Origin of the sequence: Burkholderia seminalis (assembly GCF_001718535.1) — a bacterium.
GTDB lineage: Bacteria > Pseudomonadota > Gammaproteobacteria > Burkholderiales > Burkholderiaceae > Burkholderia > Burkholderia seminalis.
Window position 1 is genome coordinate 40,892 of sequence record NZ_CP013400.1, and the last position, 15,378, is coordinate 56,269.

At 64.4% G+C, this 15,378-nt stretch carries 16 protein-coding genes and 1 pseudogene; 9 read left to right on the forward strand and 8 right to left on the reverse strand.

Annotated elements, in window-relative coordinates; genetic code table 11:
- Window positions 1-9: 9 nt before the first annotated feature.
- The 3 genes from WJ12_RS20855 to WJ12_RS20865 all read right to left on the reverse strand — a co-directional run bounded on the left by WJ12_RS20855 (window position 10) and on the right by WJ12_RS20865 (window position 2,471).
- Window positions 10-813 carry an SDR family oxidoreductase gene (locus WJ12_RS20855; RefSeq protein ID WP_034189751.1) on the reverse strand — a complete coding sequence of 268 codons (804 nt, stop codon included), beginning with the start codon at window positions 811-813 and terminating at the stop codon, window positions 10-12.
- Window positions 813-1,448 (reverse strand): GTP cyclohydrolase I FolE, encoded by a 636-nt coding sequence (gene folE / locus WJ12_RS20860; protein ID WP_034189750.1) that lies wholly within the window; start codon window positions 1,446-1,448, stop codon window positions 813-815. The genes WJ12_RS20855 and folE overlap by 1 nt, the downstream gene beginning before the upstream one ends.
- A 96-nt stretch (window positions 1,449-1,544) precedes the next feature.
- Window positions 1,545-2,471 carry a LysR family transcriptional regulator gene (locus WJ12_RS20865; RefSeq protein ID WP_034189749.1) on the reverse strand — a complete coding sequence of 309 codons (927 nt, stop codon included), beginning with the start codon at window positions 2,469-2,471 and terminating at the stop codon, window positions 1,545-1,547.
- 116 nt (window positions 2,472-2,587) lie between these two features.
- Between WJ12_RS20865 and pobA the strand changes: the two genes are divergently transcribed.
- The 7 genes from pobA (at window position 2,588) to WJ12_RS20900 (ending at window position 9,602) form a co-directional block, all read left to right on the forward strand.
- Window positions 2,588-3,820 (forward strand): 4-hydroxybenzoate 3-monooxygenase, encoded by a 1,233-nt coding sequence (gene pobA / locus WJ12_RS20870; RefSeq protein ID WP_034189748.1) that lies wholly within the window; start codon window positions 2,588-2,590, stop codon window positions 3,818-3,820.
- 143 nt (window positions 3,821-3,963) lie between these two features.
- Window positions 3,964-4,680 (forward strand): 3-oxoacid CoA-transferase subunit A, encoded by a 717-nt coding sequence (locus WJ12_RS20875; RefSeq protein ID WP_021157587.1) that lies wholly within the window; start codon window positions 3,964-3,966, stop codon window positions 4,678-4,680.
- A gap of 64 nt (window positions 4,681-4,744) precedes the next feature.
- A complete protein-coding gene (locus tag WJ12_RS20880) occupies window positions 4,745-5,401 on the forward strand; it encodes a CoA transferase subunit B (protein ID WP_034189746.1) in 657 nt (218 codons plus the stop codon).
- Between the two features lie 88 nt (window positions 5,402-5,489).
- The gene (locus WJ12_RS20885) at window positions 5,490-6,863 is read left to right on the forward strand and encodes a 3-carboxy-cis,cis-muconate cycloisomerase (protein WP_059556390.1); all 1,374 of its coding nucleotides are present in this window, start codon (window positions 5,490-5,492) and stop codon (window positions 6,861-6,863) included.
- Entirely contained in the window at window positions 6,863-7,648 is a 786-nt protein-coding gene (pcaD, locus tag WJ12_RS20890; protein WP_059556389.1) for a 3-oxoadipate enol-lactonase, read from the forward strand. Before WJ12_RS20885 ends, pcaD begins: the two co-directional genes overlap by 1 nt.
- A 10-nt stretch (window positions 7,649-7,658) precedes the next feature.
- Complete coding sequence (gene pcaC, locus WJ12_RS20895; RefSeq protein ID WP_034189743.1) at window positions 7,659-8,045, forward strand: 4-carboxymuconolactone decarboxylase; 387 nt, start codon at window positions 7,659-7,661, stop codon at window positions 8,043-8,045.
- Window positions 8,046-8,243: 198 nt separating this feature from the next.
- Complete coding sequence (locus WJ12_RS20900; RefSeq protein WP_034189742.1) at window positions 8,244-9,602, forward strand: MFS transporter; 1,359 nt, start codon at window positions 8,244-8,246, stop codon at window positions 9,600-9,602.
- Between the two features lie 58 nt (window positions 9,603-9,660).
- Here WJ12_RS20900 and WJ12_RS20905 read toward each other — a convergent pair whose 3' ends face one another.
- From WJ12_RS20905 to WJ12_RS20925, 4 genes are all read right to left on the reverse strand, one after another.
- Window positions 9,661-9,909: a hypothetical protein gene (locus WJ12_RS20905; protein WP_034189741.1), complete on the reverse strand. Its 249-nt coding sequence runs from the start codon at window positions 9,907-9,909 to the stop codon at window positions 9,661-9,663.
- 108 nt (window positions 9,910-10,017) lie between these two features.
- Entirely contained in the window at window positions 10,018-10,635 is a 618-nt protein-coding gene (locus WJ12_RS20910; protein WP_049029386.1) for a LysE family translocator, read from the reverse strand.
- A gap of 458 nt (window positions 10,636-11,093) precedes the next feature.
- Window positions 11,094-11,507: a hypothetical protein gene (locus WJ12_RS20920; RefSeq protein ID WP_069245811.1), complete on the reverse strand. Its 414-nt coding sequence runs from the start codon at window positions 11,505-11,507 to the stop codon at window positions 11,094-11,096.
- Window positions 11,508-11,524: 17 nt separating this feature from the next.
- Window positions 11,525-12,430, reverse strand: a complete 906-nt coding sequence (locus tag WJ12_RS20925) for an HNH endonuclease signature motif containing protein (RefSeq protein WP_197423849.1) — start codon at window positions 12,428-12,430, stop codon at window positions 11,525-11,527.
- Window positions 12,431-12,630: 200 nt separating this feature from the next.
- Here WJ12_RS20925 and WJ12_RS36860 point away from each other — a divergent pair, with 200 nt between their 5' ends.
- Window positions 12,631-13,314: a P-loop NTPase family protein gene (locus WJ12_RS36860; protein ID WP_226103853.1), complete on the forward strand. Its 684-nt coding sequence runs from the start codon at window positions 12,631-12,633 to the stop codon at window positions 13,312-13,314.
- A 253-nt stretch (window positions 13,315-13,567) separates the two neighbouring features.
- On the opposite strand, the pseudogene WJ12_RS35095 reads toward WJ12_RS36860, so the two are convergent.
- Window positions 13,568-13,956: pseudogene (locus WJ12_RS35095) on the reverse strand (DUF2384 domain-containing protein).
- A 456-nt stretch (window positions 13,957-14,412) separates the two neighbouring features.
- On the opposite strand from WJ12_RS35095, the gene WJ12_RS20935 reads away from it, so the two are divergent.
- Complete coding sequence (locus WJ12_RS20935) at window positions 14,413-15,324, forward strand: LysR substrate-binding domain-containing protein (protein ID WP_059556385.1); 912 nt, start codon at window positions 14,413-14,415, stop codon at window positions 15,322-15,324.
- The last annotated feature ends 54 nt before the right edge of the window (window positions 15,325-15,378 follow it).

Genomic DNA, 15,378 nt, shown 5'->3' on the forward strand with positions numbered 1-15,378 from the left:
CCGTGTGCGTCAGTGCTTGCCGTCCGGCGAGCGGTGCTTGTACAGCACGTCCTGGTCGACGCGGATCAGGTTCTGTCCCGCATCGACGACGAAATCCACGCCGTTGTACGCATTGCCGGTCAGCAGCAGGATCGCGCTCGCGACGTCGTCGGGGCCGGCGATGCGCGCGAGCGGCGTCGACGCGCGGCTCGCGTGTTCGAAATCGGCCTGCGTCTGGTCGTCGCTCGGCAGCATCAGCCCGGGGAACACCGCGTTCACGCGCAGCACCGGTGCGGACGACAGCGCGAGCATCTGCGTGAGGTTGCCGAGCGCGGCCTTCGCGACCGTGTAGCTGAAGTGGTCGCGGTGAAAGTTTTCCTTGATCTTCTGGTCGACCACGTTCACGACGACGCCCTGCGTGCCGGCGGCGCGCGCCCGTTCGTAGAATGCCCGCGTGAGCAGGATCGGCGCGCGGCAGTTGACGGCCCATGCCTGGTCGAACGCCGCGAGGTCGAAGCTCGGGAAATGGTCCTGCCAGAACACCGACGCGTTGTTGACCAAGACGTCGAGGCGCCCGAAGCGCGCATACACCTGGTCGATCAGCGCGGCGATCTGCGCGGCATCCGACAGGTCGGCCTGCAGCGCGACCGCATCGTGCCCGCTTTCGGCGATCGCGCGCGCGGTTGCCTGCGCGGCATCGGCCGAGCGGTCGTAATGCACCGCGGTGCGATAGCCGTGCTTCGCGAAATACTCGGCGAACGCGCGCCCGGCCCGGCGCGCGGCGCCGGTCACGAGCACGACGGGCGCGTGCGCCGCTTGCTTCGTCTGCGCCATCAGGTATTCGTGAGGTTGACTGAAGAAGGATTCGCGACGATCGACAGGAATTCGCGCCGCGTCGACGGATCGGTGCGGAACGTGCCGAGCATGCGCGACGTGACCATCTCGACGCCCGGCTTGTGCACGCCGCGCGTCGAGATGCACTGGTGCGCGGCTTCGAGGATCACGCCGACGCCCTTCGGCTGCAGCACGTCGAACAGCGTGTCGGCGATCTGCACGGTCATCTTTTCCTGGATCTGCAGGCGCTTCGCGAATGCATCGACGAGGCGTGCGAGCTTCGAGATGCCGACCACGCGATGGTTCGGCAGATACGCGACGTGCGCGCGGCCGATGATCGGCACCATGTGGTGCTCGCAGTAGCTCTCGAAGCGGATGTCCTTCAGCACGATCATCTCGTCGTAGCCGTCGACTTCGCTGAACGTGCGCGCGAGGATGTCGCGCGGCTCCAGCGCGTAGCCGGCGAAGAACTGCTCGTACGCGCGCACGACGCGCGCGGGCGTATCGATCAGGCCTTCGCGCGCGGGATCGTCGCCGGCCCAGCGCAACAGCACGCGGACGGCGTCTTCCGCTTCTTCGCGGCTCGGCCGGGTGACGGCCGGCTCGGGCCGTACGGTTTTCTTTCCCTTACCCATGTAGTGGCTCCATCGAAGGCCGCCTCCGGCGGCCGATATCCGGCCATTGTTTCATGCTTTCGCGGGTCGTGCGTGCGGCCCCGCGCTCACCCTTCGTCACTTCGGCCATTCGTCCTGCTCGTCGTTGAACAGCGACGCGACGACCCCGCGCAGCCAAGCGGTGCGCGGATCGTTGTGGTACTTGCGGTGCCAGTGCTGCTTCAGGTCGAAGCGCGGCAGCGCGAGCGGCGGCTCGACGGGCACGATGAACGCGTGCTCGGCCGCATACGCATAGCCGATCGCATGCGGCACCGTCGCGATCAGGTCGGTGCGGCTCAGGATGAACGGCAGGCTCATGAAGTGCGGCGTCTCGAGCACCGCGCGGCGCTGCATGCGCTGCTTCGCGAGATATTTCTCGAGCACCTCCTGGCTGCGGCCTTCGGCGCGCACCACCGCATGCCCGCAGGTGAGGAACTGCTCGACCGTGAACGGCGGCGCCTGCTCGAACGGATGGCCGCGCCGCATCAGGCACACGAACCGGTGCGTGAACAACCGCTGCTGGAAGAAGTTGTTGCCGTCGAGGTCGGGGAAGTAGCCGACCGCGAGATCGATCGACCCGGCTTCGAGGCCGCGCCCGACTTCGTCGTGCGCGAGCGAGACCGAACGCAGGTTCGCGTGCGGCGCGCGCGTCGCGAACGCCTGCAGCAGCTTCGGCAGGAACACGATCTCGCCGACGTCCGACAGCGCGATCGAGAATGTATGCGTGCTCGCGGCCGGGTCGAAGTCGTGCGGCGCGACGAGGCCGCGCTCGATCTGCGCGAGCGCGTCGCGAGCGGCCGGCAGCAGCGCGAGCGCGCGCGGCGTCGGCTCCATCCCGCGCGACGTGCGCACGAACAGCGGATCGCCGAAATACTCGCGCAGCCGCCCGAGCGCGGTGCTCACGCGCGGCTGGCTCACGCCGAGCAGGTCGCCCGCGCGGCTCACGTTGCGCGTGTCGTCGAGCGCGACGAGGTAGGGAATCAGGTTCAGATCGAGCGCTTCCATCGTCGGGCCAGTATCGTCAAAACGTATACAACATATCTCCTGAATCGCGTTGCCGCATAGTCGGGAAAGCGCTCAAATGTGTTCCATTACTCGAACCAATGTTCAGGAGACGAACAATGCGCACCCAGGTCGCCATCATCGGCGCCGGTCCGTCCGGCCTTTTGCTTTCCCATCTGCTGCGCCTGCAAGGCGTCGATTCCATCCTCGTCGAAGCGCGTTCGCGCGAATACTGCGAGAACCGCATCCGTGCCGGCGTGCTGGAGCAGGGGACGGTCGACACGTTGAACGAAGCCGGCCTCGGCGACCGGATGCGCCGCGAAGGGCTCGAACATCACGGCATCGAACTCCTGTTCGACGGCCGGCGCCATCGCATCGACCTGTCCGAGCTGACCGGCGGGCGCGCGATCACCGTCTACAGCCAGCACGAAGTCGTGCGCGACCTGATCGCGGCCGGCGTCGAGCACGGCCACCCGATGCACTTCGAGGTCAGCGACGTCGCGCTGCACGATGTCGAAGGCGAGCACCCGTTCGTCACGTTCAAGCATGCGGACGGCCGCGCGGACCGCATCGACTGCGACTACATCGCCGGCTGCGACGGCTTCCACGGCATCGCGCGCCAGACGATTCCCGCGGAGCGGCTGAAGACGTTCGAGCGTGTCTACCCGTTCGCGTGGCTCGGCATCCTCGCCGACGCCGCGCCGTCGCTCGACGAGCTCGTGTACGCGCATCACGACAACGGTTTCGCGCTGTTCTCGATGCGCTCGCCGACGGTCACGCGCCTGTACCTGCAGTGCAAGCCCGACGAGGATCTCGCCGAATGGTCCGACGCGCGGATCTGGGACGAACTGCACACGCGCTTCTCGAACGACACGGGCTGGACGCCGACCGAGGGCCGGATTACGCAGAAGAGCGTGACGCCGATGCGCAGCTTCGTGTCGGAGACGATGCAGCACGGGCGCCTGTTTCTTGCCGGCGATGCCGCGCATATCGTGCCGCCGACCGGCGCGAAGGGGATGAACCTCGCGGTGGCCGACGTCCGCGCGCTGTCTCGCGCGCTCGGCGCACGCTACCGGACGGGCGACGCGACGCCGCTCGACACCTATTCGGCGACCTGCCTCGAACGCGTGTGGCGCGCCGAGCACTTCTCGTACTTCATGACGAACATGCTGCACGCGTCGCCGGACGATTCGCCGTTCGTCAATCGCCTGAAGTTTGCCGAACTGAAATACGTGACGCGCTCGCGGGCCGCCGCGCAGTCGCTCGCCGAAAACTACGTCGGATTGCCGTTCGACGACGCGACGGCCCCCGAGGGAACCCGCCTTGACAACGCGCTGTGCGCGCCTCTATGATCGGCCCATCGTTCGCTAATCGAATCTAGGTTCGATTAGCGAACAAATGCCGGGATCGACGTCGGCCCCGGCGCGGCACGCGGCACGCGCGTGTCCCCTCGACAGGCCGCGCATCGAGCCGCGGGTTCGTATCAGGAAGAGACATGGTCAACAAGATTTTCGAATCGCTCCAGTCGGCGGTGGCCGACATCCACGATGGCGCGACAATCATGATCGGCGGCTTCGGCACGGCCGGCATGCCGTCCGAGCTGATCGACGCGCTGATCGAGCAGGGCGCGCGCGACCTGACGATCGTCAACAACAACGCGGGCAACGGCGAGACCGGCCTCGCGGCGCTGCTGAAGGCGAAGCAGGTACGCAAGATCATCTGCTCGTTCCCGCGCCAGAGCGATTCGCAGGTATTCGACGGGCTGTACCGGGCGGGCGAGATCGAGCTGGAGCTCGTGCCGCAGGGCAACCTCGCGGAGCGCATCCGCGCGGCAGGCGCCGGCATCGGCGGCTTCTTCACGCCGACGGGTTACGGCACCAAGCTCGCGGAAGGCAAGGAAACGCGTGTGATCGACGGCAAGCCGTACGTGTTCGAGACGCCGATCCACGCCGATTTCGCGCTCGTGAAGGCGTACAAGGGCGATCGCTGGGGCAACCTCGTGTATCGCAAGACCGCGCGCAACTTCGGGCCGATCATGGCCAGCGCCGCGAAGGTCGCGATCGTGCAGGTGTCGGAAGTCGTGCCGCTCGGCGCGCTGAACCCGGAACACATCGTGACGCCGGGCATTTTCGTCCAGCGCGTCGTCGAGGTGCCGCAGGCCGCGCACGCGGCCGAGCTGGCTGCCGAACACGCCGCTTCGCAAGCTGCCTGACCGAACTTTGTATGGGACCGGAGCAAGCGCTGAAGCGTCAGCCCCGGTCGCCAGGAGACCCGACATGAAACGATTGACCCGCGATGAAATGGCCAAGCGCGTCGCCCAGGACATCCCCGAAGGCGCGTACGTGAACCTCGGTATCGGCGTGCCGACGCTGGTGGCGAACCACCTCGACCCGAGCAAGGAAATCTTCCTGCACAGCGAGAACGGCCTGCTCGGCATGGGCCCCGCGCCCGCGCCGGGCGAGGAAGACGACGAACTGATCAATGCCGGCAAGCAGCACGTGACGCTGCTCACCGGCGGCGCGTATTTCCACCACGCCGATTCGTTCGCGATGATGCGCGGCGGCCATCTCGACTACTGCGTGCTCGGCGCGTTCCAGGTGTCGGCGACCGGCGACCTCGCGAACTGGCATACGGGCGCACCCGATGCGATTCCGGCCGTCGGCGGCGCGATGGATCTCGCGATCGGCGCGAAGCAGGTGTTCGTGATGATGGAGCACCTGACGAAGCAGGGCGAAAGCAAGATCGTCGCGCAGTGCTCGTATCCGGTCACCGGCGTGCAATGCGTAAGCCGTATCTATACGGATCTCGCGGTGCTCGACGTGACGGCCGACGGCCTCGCGGTGAGCGAGATCTTCACCGACCTGTCGTTCGACGAACTGCAGAAGCTGACCGGCGTGCCGCTGATCGACGCGACGCAGAAGGCGGCTGCCTGAACCGCCGGCGTGCCGGCGCGTGCGCTCGCGCGCAGGCCGGCCCGCTTGGGTGGACAATAGGCACACGCCGTTTCCCCAATCCGATGCCATGCTTGAAGACAGCGCCCGCCTGACCTCCCTCATCTGCGGCACCGAGCCGCTCAACCGGATCTGGTCGCCCCGCGCGACGATCCAGCGGATGCTCGACGTCGAGGCCGCGCTCGCGCGCGCGCTCGCCGCGCGGCAGGTGATTCCCGCCACCGCGGTCGCGCCGATCGAACGCGCATGCGACGCCGGCCGGCTCGACGCCGACGCGCTCGCGCACGGCGCGGCGCTCGGCGGCAATCTCGCGATTCCGCTCGTCAAGCAGCTCACCGCGCAGGTGAAGGCCGACGACCCCGAGGCCGCGAAGTTCGTGCATTGGGGCGCAACGAGCCAGGACATCATCGATACCGCGACCGTGCTGCAGCTGCGCGACACGCTCGACGTGCTCGAACCGATGCTCGACGAAGCGTGCGCGTCGCTCGCGGCGCTCGCGCGCACGCACCGCGCGACGCCGATGATCGGCCGCACGTGGCTGCAGCAGGCGCTGCCGATCACGCTCGGCCTGAAATTCGCCCAGTGGCTCGACGCGCTGCTGCGCCATCGCGCGCGCTTCGCCGAATTGCGCGCGCGGGCGCTCGTGCTGCAGTTCGGCGGCGCGGCCGGCACGCTCGCGAGCCTGCGCGAGCAGGCGAGCGGCGTCACTGCCGCGCTCGCGGCCGACCTGCGGCTTGAAGCGCCGGCCGTGCCGTGGCATACGCAGCGCGACCGCATCGCGGAAGCCGCGTCCTGCTTCGGGATGCTGACGGGCACGCTCGGCAAGATCGCGCGCGACGTGTCGCTGCAGATGCAGACCGAAGTCGGCGAGCTCGGCGAACCGGCGGCCGCCGGCAAGGGCGGCTCGTCGACGATGCCGCACAAGCGCAACCCGGTCGGCTGCGCGGCCGTACTGACCGCCGCGGTGCGCGCGCCGGGCCTCGTCGCGACCGTATTCGCGGGGATGGTGCAGGAGCACGAACGCGCGCTCGGCGGCTGGCAGGCCGAATGGGATGCGCTGCCCGACCTCGCGCGCCTGACGGGCGGCGCGCTCGCGCAGATCGCGCAGATCGTCGCGGGGCTCGACGTCAATACCGAACGCCTCGCCGCGAACCTCGACCTCACGCACGGGCTGATCCTCGGCGAAGCCGTGATGCTCGCGCTCGGCGACCGCATCGGCCGGCTCGATGCGCACCATGTCGTCGAGCATGCGTCGAAGGAAGCGGTGCGCACCGGCGCGACGCTGTTCGACGTGCTCGCCGCCGATGCGACCGTGTCGGCGCATCTGTCGCGCGACGCGCTCGCGCGGCTGCTCGATCCCGCACATTACGTCGGCGAGGCGCAGGCCTATGTCGACGCCGTGCTCGCGCTGCATGCGGGCGCGCAACAACCAGGAGAACATTGATGCCTTTCGCCACTGTCAACGGCGTGAAACTGCATTACCGGATCGACCGTGCCGCGCGCGCCGACGCGCCGTGGCTCGTCTTCTCGAACTCGCTCGGCGCCGACCTGCAGATGTGGGCGCCGCAGATCCGCCCGCTCACGCAGCACTTCAACATCCTGCGCTACGACACGCGCGGCCACGGTCATTCCGACGCACCGGCCGGTTCGTACACGATCGAGCAGCTCGCCGGCGACGTGATCGGCCTGCTCGACCACGTCGGCATCGACTGCGCGCATTTCTGCGGGATTTCGATGGGCGGGCTGACGGGCGCCGCGCTCGCCGCGCGCTACCCGTCACGCATCGTGCGCGCGGTGCTGTCGAATACCGCCGCGAAGATCGGTTCGCCGGAAGTGTGGGTGCCGCGTGCGCAGAAGGCGCGTGCCGAAGGCATGGCCGCGCTCGCCGACGCCGTGCTGCCGCGCTGGTTCACCGACGCATTCGTCGAACGCGAGCCGCGCCTGTTCGACGCGATCCGCGACACCTTCGTGCATACCGACAAGGACGGCTACGCGGCGAACTGCGACGCGCTGAACGCCGCCGACCTGCGCGAGGAGGTGAAGGGCATCACGCTGCCGGTGCTCGTCGTGACCGGCGCGAAGGACATGTCGACGCCGCCCGACCAGGGCCGCGCGCTTGCTGCCGCGATTCCCGGTGCGCTGCACGTCGAATTCGACGCCGCGCACATTTCGAACATCGAGTGCACCGACGGCTTCAACCGTGCGCTGCTCGATTTCCTGAACGCATGAGGTAACGACGATGGACGACCAGGAACGTTACGAAGCAGGGATGAAGGTGCGCCGCGCGGTGCTCGGCGACGCGCACGTCGACCGCTCGCTCGAGAACCGCACCGAGGTGACCGACGAATTCCAGAACCTGATCACGCGCTATGCATGGGGCGAGATCTGGACGCGCGACGGCCTGCCGCGCCATACGCGCAGCCTGCTGACCATCGCGATGATGGTCGCGCTGAACCGCGGCGAGGAACTGGCGCTGCACCTGCGCGCCGCGCGCAACAACGGCGTGACGCGCGACCAGATCAAGGAAGTGCTGCTGCAGACCGCGATCTATTGCGGCGTGCCGGCCGCGAATTCCGCGTTCCATCTCGCGGACAAGATCTTCAAGGAACAGGACGCGGCCGCGTAAGACGGCCGGTCAGGCGCGGCCGGCTGAGGGCGGCCGGCCGCCGTCGCGCGGCCTGCTGTCGCAAGCGGGTCGCGCGACGGGATCGATGAACGTGCCGGCAGAGCATCGGCACGCGGCGCACCGGATGGCCGGTGCGCGAACAAAGAAAGGGCACGGCTTCATGCCGTCTTGCTCGTACCTATATCCAGGAGACTCGCGATGAATCGCGCACCCGTGGTCGATGTCCAGACCTTCATCAACGAGCAGCCGTTCGGCGGCTTTCAATGGCTCGTGTTCCTCATGTGTTTCGTGATCGTGCTGCTCGACGGCTTCGATACGGCCGCGATCGGTTTCATCGCGCCGTCGCTGCTCGGCGAATGGAACCTGACCAAACCCGATCTCGCCCCGGTGCTGAGTGCCGCGCTGTTCGGCCTCGCGTGCGGCGCGCTCGTGTCGGGCCCGCTGTCCGACCGGCTCGGGCGCCGCTCGCTGCTGCTCGGCTCGGTGTTCCTGTTCGGCGTCGCGTGCCTGATGTCCGCCTTCTCGAACACGATCGGGCATCTGACGATCCTGCGTTTCATCACCGGCGTCGGGCTCGGCGCGGCGATGCCGAACGCGGTCACGATGATGGGCGAGTTCTGCCCGGACAAGCGCCGTGCGACCGTGATCAACCTGATGTTCTGCGGCTTCCCGCTTGGCGCCGCGTTCGGCGGCTTCCTGGCCGCGTGGATGATTCCGCATTTCGGCTGGCGCAGCGTGCTGGTGCTCGGCGGCGTGACGCCGCTGCTGCTCGGCGTGCTGTTGCTGCTGAAGATGCCGGAATCGGTGCGCTTCATGGTCGCGAGCGGTCAGTCCATCGACAGGATCCGCGCCACGCTCGCGCGCATCTCGCGCGACGCGCTGAACGCCGGCTCGTTCGCGATGACCGAAGCCGCGCCGCAAACCGGCAGCAAGGGCCTCGGCGTCGTGCTGTCGCGCTCGTACATCGTCGGCTCGGTGATGCTGTGGCTCGCGTACTTCATGGGCCTCGTGATCTTCTACGCGTCGATCAACTGGATGCCGATCCTGCTGAAGGATGCGGGGCTGACGCCGAAGAGCGCGACGCTGATCTCGGCACTGTTCCCGCTCGGCGGCGTGGGCGCGGTGCTGTGCGGCGTGCTGATGGACCGCTTCAACGCGAACCGCGTGATCGCCGTGTGTTACGCGCTGACGGCGGTGAGCGTGTACGCGATCGGGCAGGCGGCCGGCAACGTCGGGCTGCTCGTGCTGATCGTGTTCGTGGCCGGCGTGCTGATGAACACCGCGCAATCGTCGATGCCGGCGCTGGCCGCCGCGTTCTATCCGACCGAAGGGCGCGGCACGGGCGTCGCGTGGATGCTCGGCGTCGGCCGCTTCGGCGGGATCGCGGGATCGTTCCTCGTCGCCGAACTGACGCGCCGGCACTTCTCGTTCGCGGGCGTGTTCGCGACGATCGCCGTTGCGGGCGTGCTCGCGTGCATCGCGTTGCTGATCAAGCAGACGGCGCGGCCGCATGGCGTCGCGCAGCCGGCCGGCAAGATCGAGTCGCTCGGGCATTGAGCGACGCAAGGGCCGGTGCGTTGCGCCGGCCCCGCTTCCAGCGGCACCGCTCGGGCCGCTATTCTTCCGCGTCGTGTTCCTTGACGAAATTGCGCAGATACGCGCGCAGTGCGGCCTCCCGGCCGCGATGATCGTCGTGGTTCGCGGCGCCCATCTCTTCCTCGTCGCCGAACAGTGTCGGCGGCGCGCAGTAAGTGCCGACTTCGATGTTCTCGCGCAGCACGCGGATATCGTGCGTGAGCGGGTGATACTCGGCGATCCAGTGCACGCCCTCGATGTGTTCGCCCGCCCTCAGCAGTGGCTTCATCGGCTTGTCTCCCGACAGCTGCGGCGCAACCGGCGAAGCGGTTGCGCGCGCCCGTACCAAAAGGGTACGCCTGCCTTGCGCGAATCTCAACGGGCGCGCCGTGAGCGCTTACTGCGGCAGCAGGTGCGCGACGAGCGGATACAGAGACAGGATCAGCAGCACGGCCATCGTCACGTTGAAGATGCGCAGCGCGCGGGGATTCGACAGGAAGCGGCGCAGGCCGAGGCCGAACGCGGCCCACAGGCAGATGCACGGGAAGCCGATCAGGATGAACACGACGGACATCCATGCGGCGTTCATCCCGTAGTCGGCGGACAGGCGGACCGTCGTCGCGGCGGTCAGCACCATCATCCAGGCTTTCGGGTTGACCCACTGGAACGCGGCGGCTTCGACGAACGTCATCGGCCGCGGCTTGGCGCCGTGCGCCTTCACCTCGCCCGACGTGCCGATGCGCCACGCGAGGTACAGCAGGTACGCGACGCTGGCGGCCTCGAGGATCGTATACAGCAGCGGCAGGCGCTTGAACGCCTCGCCGAGGCCGAAGCCGACGCTGAGCATCAGGATCGCGACGCCCATGCTGATGCCGAACAGGTGCGGCATCGTGCGGCGGAAACCGAAGTTGACGCCGGATGCGAGCAGCATCGTGTTGTTCGGGCCGGGCGTGATTGACGTGACGAGCGCGAACAGCATGCCGGCGGGCAACGCGCTGAGGGTGAGGAATTCCATCGCGGATTCTCCATTTCTGTTCTGGACTGGGATGGAGGTCAGTTTAGCGACGGTTTTCTGTACAGTACCGGTACAGTTATGTGGATGGATGCCGGTACGGGGGGATGCTGCTTGGGGGGGCTCGGTGCGGTGCGTGTTGTTGTTTCTCGAAATACCTGTCCGGATTCTCAAGAAGTTGTCCGCGTGAATGATCATGCGGACAACGATCACCCCAAGCGCAATCTTTGGTATGGAACGCCATCATGCTAAGCGCTTAACGAACTCTATGCAGTCATGTATTGACTGAATTCGCGATCAATCGCTGCCTTCGCCTTCTTGCTCAGGATCGCCGAGTATTTGCATCAAAACTGCTCCCCATTCGCACCGCAGACCTGCCGCCGAACTGCGAGACGGAATTCTGGGACGACCAGATGTTGACCCACCGGCAGATGAGCCAGATGGCTCCAGAAACCACCTAATCAACGAGGTGTTGGCGTGGACTGGTCGACTTGCCGCAGAGAGAGCGGCACGTCGCCGGTGTGCAGCAGAGTTATGTCACCGCACTGAGTCGGCATCTTGCGATTCATCTCGCTGGGATAGGTCAGGATCAGGTAGGCCTCGATTCCCTCGATACATTCGACCGTATTCGTCTCCGGCACCCCGATATACAGACACCCCCCGTGCTTCAGGCAACCCTCGATCCAGTGACGATATCCGTTGGTATATCGACCCGTGGCGGTTAGGTCGCCCCGGGTACGCTTGTGCCCCCCAAAAAAACTCTCGGGTATCGCTCCCCAGTAAAAAGGCTTCCCATCCCACTCGTGCAGATAGACCACGCGCGAGAATTCTTTCGCGTCGTCATACGACGCGCAACGGTGCCACTCGATCTGCATATCCCCGCCTTCTGGTGCTACGCATATTTGCGGCCGCGGGCCCGGCTCTCGGCGAGATACTCGTCGTAGATGCCGTGAAGCTCGGGGCTCGTCCAAGTCAATTCGTGTTTCTCATTGAGTTCGATAAACTTCCGATCCAGCGCACGATGAAGATCGACGCGTAGGGGGATGCCGTCGGTAGCCTTGTTGTGCCCCAAGCGCCAGTCTCGACCTGGTAAGTGGGCTGCATCCAACAACGCTTCCGTGGCGCAACCCGTTATCACGCATTTACCGCCGTAATGCGCGAGCACCGCCCGACGAAACGCTGGCTGTTCCAAGCGTGCCTGGGCCAACTGGTATCGCGCTTTTCGTTGCTCAGGGGTTTCATTTGGGTTAGTCAGGGCAGGTCGATAGTACGAGTATGTAACGGGGCCTGGCTGCTTCAGGATGGCACGGAGTCTCTCATGTGTCTGCGATACCCCGTTCATGTCGGCAACTTTGTAAAAGTGCTCCTGGTCGAGGATGAGGCAGTTTCGTTTGGTATCCGTCGCTACGGTGCCGAGGTATCGGCCAATGCAGACCACTGACCTGTTGACCATCCAGTGCAGCACATAGGCATCTTTCGGTTCGACATCTTGCGGGAGGCCCCTCCAGTCACCATCGAGCCACTGCTTCGAGTTCGAGGGATCGACGCGAAAGTTCTGCTCGGCCGACTTTTTCTTGTTTTTCGTGATGACGACGGGCGCACCGAGATTAGTGATGATGTCCAGTAACTCGGCGGCCGACACGGTGGGACATTTGGAGGTCATGGCGTACTTGTTCTGCTTGTTCCGGATCTCGAATCCCAGCGCCTTCAGCTCACGATGCCAGCGGCCATCGAAGCGACCTGGAAAGTCCGCCGGGGTCATCAAGGGTACACCGGCCTGTTCGAGTGCAATAGCCACGATCGCCTCCACGGGGTACCGGACCACATACGTGGGGATTGACGTTTTTCCGGGGCTACGCCAGAATCCAAACTGGCTTATGAGAAAGCCAGCCGGCCCGCGCAGGCGAAGCATCGCATCTCTTCCTCACGTTTAACCTCTCCGAGCACTCGGGAACTGCGGGCCGTGCCTGAAATGAATGTGCTCGGTAGGAGTTAATCGTGTCCCAACTGACTACTCGTCCCCTTTTGGCCGACCGCGCCAAAGTCATTAGCCTGCTCAAGCGTGTCGCAAAGAGTCTGAAGAAGAGCGATCCGGATCAAAAGCTTGCCGTGTACCACGACAACATTGCACGTTCGTATGGTTACTCGAACTGGTCGATGTTGCACAAGAATGCGGAACAGATGACTCTGCCGCAGTTTGAGGCGTTTGTCGCGCTCGTTGTGAAAAATGTCGATGTCCAGAAAGTTCTGCTGAGTCAGCCAGAGTTCTTCGGGATACTAATGGTAAAGTGTAGATTGTTCTCGAAGAGTCTCGGATACCTCGCCGACGAGTTCAGTGATGGAGAGCCGCAAGCGATCGTTCTTTCCGATTCAAAAAAGGTCCAAGAGATGATGGAGTCAAACGGTGTGTACTATTACAACGCCGGGAAGGTCCACATGAACAAGGAATTGCTCAGAAAGGGTTTCTTTGAGGTGCCATTGGTCGTGCCGACTGAAGGCAATCTGGAGTGGGTTGAGGGATTCCATCAGGTAAATGCGGCCCTTGAAATGGGGGTGAGGATCGTCCCGATGGGAACGTCACTCGCTCTTGCGCAACACCTCAGTTCGCTCGTCGGCGCGAGTAACCGAAACACGGTTGCTAGCCCGTTCGATTTCTCGGAGTGTGACGCCACAGTCATCTAACGGTCGCTCGTCGGCTCTGCTAACGGCTAGTCTGTCGCGACTGTGTATCCGTCTGACGTGCTGAGAGGACGCCGTTAGATTGCTGGATAGGAAATTCCCGCTCATCGAACGGGAATTCGAAGAGGTGGGGCTGGCAACGTACCGCGGAACGACGTCCAGTCCGATATGCCTCCCCGTTCCCTGTTTCTATCACCGACCAGAGGTCAGCGCGAGTAACCGGTATTCCGTTGACCTGCAAAGTGCGCTTCCCGCCTCACCCCGCTACACCCGCATCGAGCGCAACGACGTAGCGTAGCAAGTCGTCTGCGCGTCCTTCCGACACCAGCTGTTCCGCTGTCTTGTAGTCGAAGATTGGCAACGGCTCATTGCGATACCAATATAGGGCCTTTGGGACGTCGCCAGAGATATCGGTCGCAGCTCGGATGATTCGCAGCGCTTCCCGAAGGTACTTTTGCACGCTTGCGTGACTGTATTGCGATGGACATGGGCCAGTCGAGCGAGCGTTTGAATGTCGACATGCAAGGCGGCCGCAAAGCGCCGTGCCGAGATGATCGGTGCAACGCTCTCGGAATCCCGCAAGGTCGCCATGAACTGGTCGAAACCAATTGGTGGCGTTGCGTCGCAAGTGAGATCGAGATTCATAGCAAATTGTTCGATGCATACTATTTGCACATTCATAGCACAAACGAGCCAGTGCCGGCGGATGCTGAGGCGCGATTTCGGAGCGTTGCTTTTTGGGCCAGGTTCCATCGACACGCCCGGGCGAAGCCGCGAAATTCCCAAGGACAATTTTTCTGAGAGTTTCCGTGGCCGCGGACACTTTTTCTGAGACGAGTGGCATGCAGCTTTCTCAGAAAAGATGTCCAAGTCCTTGATTTCTATAGGTGGCCAAAGACATCTTTTCCGAGAGCCCACACGTGTTTGTAAAACCAGGAGATTCCGGTGCATCCCCCGATGTCGTTTTTATGGCCAGCATCTACTCCGACTACGCGGCTTCGTCAGGCCCCGGCCAGCGTGGACAGAGCCTTCTCCGATATTTCACCCAGAAAAATGATAGTTTCATATCCATAGATCATCTTTCATTGGGTGGAAGATTAAGTGGACAGACTGGAAGCAATGTCGATCGTGCTGCTCACGATCGAAAAAGGTAGCCTCACTGCGGCCGCGAAAGCCTTGAATATGCCGCTGCCGACCGTGAGCCGGAAGGTCACGGAACTCGAAGCGTATCTCGGCACGAAATTGCTGCATCGTTCAACGCGCAAGCTGACCTTGACCGATGCCGGCCAAGCATACGTCGCGTCTGCCAGACGCATCATGGAAGACATCGAGGAAACCGAACGCGCCGCGGCTGGCGAGTACACCACTCCACGGGGAGAGCTGGTGCTCACCGCGCCGGTGCTGTTCGGCCATGTGTACATCTTGCCCATCGTCACGGACTTCCTGGCTGCCTATCCCGAGATCAACGTCCGGTTGGTTCTCTCGGATCGGAACCTTCATCTCTACGATGACCACGTTGACATGGCAGTGCGCATCGGCACCCTGCCGGACAGCAACATGATTGCAACGCGTGTCGGCGCCATGGATACACTCGTGTGCGCTTCGCCGGCCCTGCTGGCTGCGCACGGCAAACCAAAACACCCGAGCGACCTGGAAAAGCTTCCGTGCGTTGTCTTCGCCGGCCCTTCCACCGCAACATGGTGGTTTCGGGATCCGTCGACCAAACGTGATTTCAACGTCAACATCACTCCGCGCCTGTCCGTGACCACCGCCGAGGCAGCGGTACAGGCGGCGCTCCGTCACACCGGTTTGACGAGGGTGTACCGCTACCACTGCGATGCCGCGCTCCGCACCGGGGAGCTTGTCCACGTCCTTCCGAAGTTCGATGTCGAGTCGATTCCTGTCAGTCTCGTCCACGGAGAGCGCGGGCTGTTGCCGCTCAAGATGAGAGTCTTCCTCGACTTCGCAACCGACCGGTTGCGCTCGGCGATGTCGGAGCTGGGTAAGGCCTGACGGGCGTTCGCTCCAAGGAGTGCGCTCTTTCCAATTCCTCAATACTTTCACTGG

Excerpts from the sequence above, each read along its gene's own strand:
- WJ12_RS20855 (WP_034189751.1), bottom strand. The coding sequence starts at position 813 with ATGGCGCAGACGAAGCAAGCGGCGCACGCGCCCGTCGTGCTCGTGACC.
- folE (WP_034189750.1), bottom strand. The coding sequence starts at position 1,448 with ATGGGTAAGGGAAAGAAAACCGTACGGCCCGAGCCGGCCGTCACCCGG.
- WJ12_RS20865 (WP_034189749.1), bottom strand. The coding sequence starts at position 2,471 with ATGGAAGCGCTCGATCTGAACCTGATTCCCTACCTCGTCGCGCTCGAC.
- pobA (WP_034189748.1), top strand. The coding sequence starts at position 2,588 with ATGCGCACCCAGGTCGCCATCATCGGCGCCGGTCCGTCCGGCCTTTTG.
- WJ12_RS20875 (WP_021157587.1), top strand. The coding sequence starts at position 3,964 with ATGGTCAACAAGATTTTCGAATCGCTCCAGTCGGCGGTGGCCGACATC.
- WJ12_RS20880 (WP_034189746.1), top strand. The coding sequence starts at position 4,745 with ATGAAACGATTGACCCGCGATGAAATGGCCAAGCGCGTCGCCCAGGAC.
- WJ12_RS20885 (WP_059556390.1), top strand. The coding sequence starts at position 5,490 with ATGCTTGAAGACAGCGCCCGCCTGACCTCCCTCATCTGCGGCACCGAG.
- pcaD (WP_059556389.1), top strand. The coding sequence starts at position 6,863 with ATGCCTTTCGCCACTGTCAACGGCGTGAAACTGCATTACCGGATCGAC.
- pcaC (WP_034189743.1), top strand. The coding sequence starts at position 7,659 with ATGGACGACCAGGAACGTTACGAAGCAGGGATGAAGGTGCGCCGCGCG.
- WJ12_RS20900 (WP_034189742.1), top strand. The coding sequence starts at position 8,244 with ATGAATCGCGCACCCGTGGTCGATGTCCAGACCTTCATCAACGAGCAG.
- WJ12_RS20905 (WP_034189741.1), bottom strand. The coding sequence starts at position 9,909 with ATGAAGCCACTGCTGAGGGCGGGCGAACACATCGAGGGCGTGCACTGG.
- WJ12_RS20910 (WP_049029386.1), bottom strand. The coding sequence starts at position 10,635 with ATGGAATTCCTCACCCTCAGCGCGTTGCCCGCCGGCATGCTGTTCGCG.
- WJ12_RS20920 (WP_069245811.1), bottom strand. The coding sequence starts at position 11,507 with ATGCAGATCGAGTGGCACCGTTGCGCGTCGTATGACGACGCGAAAGAA.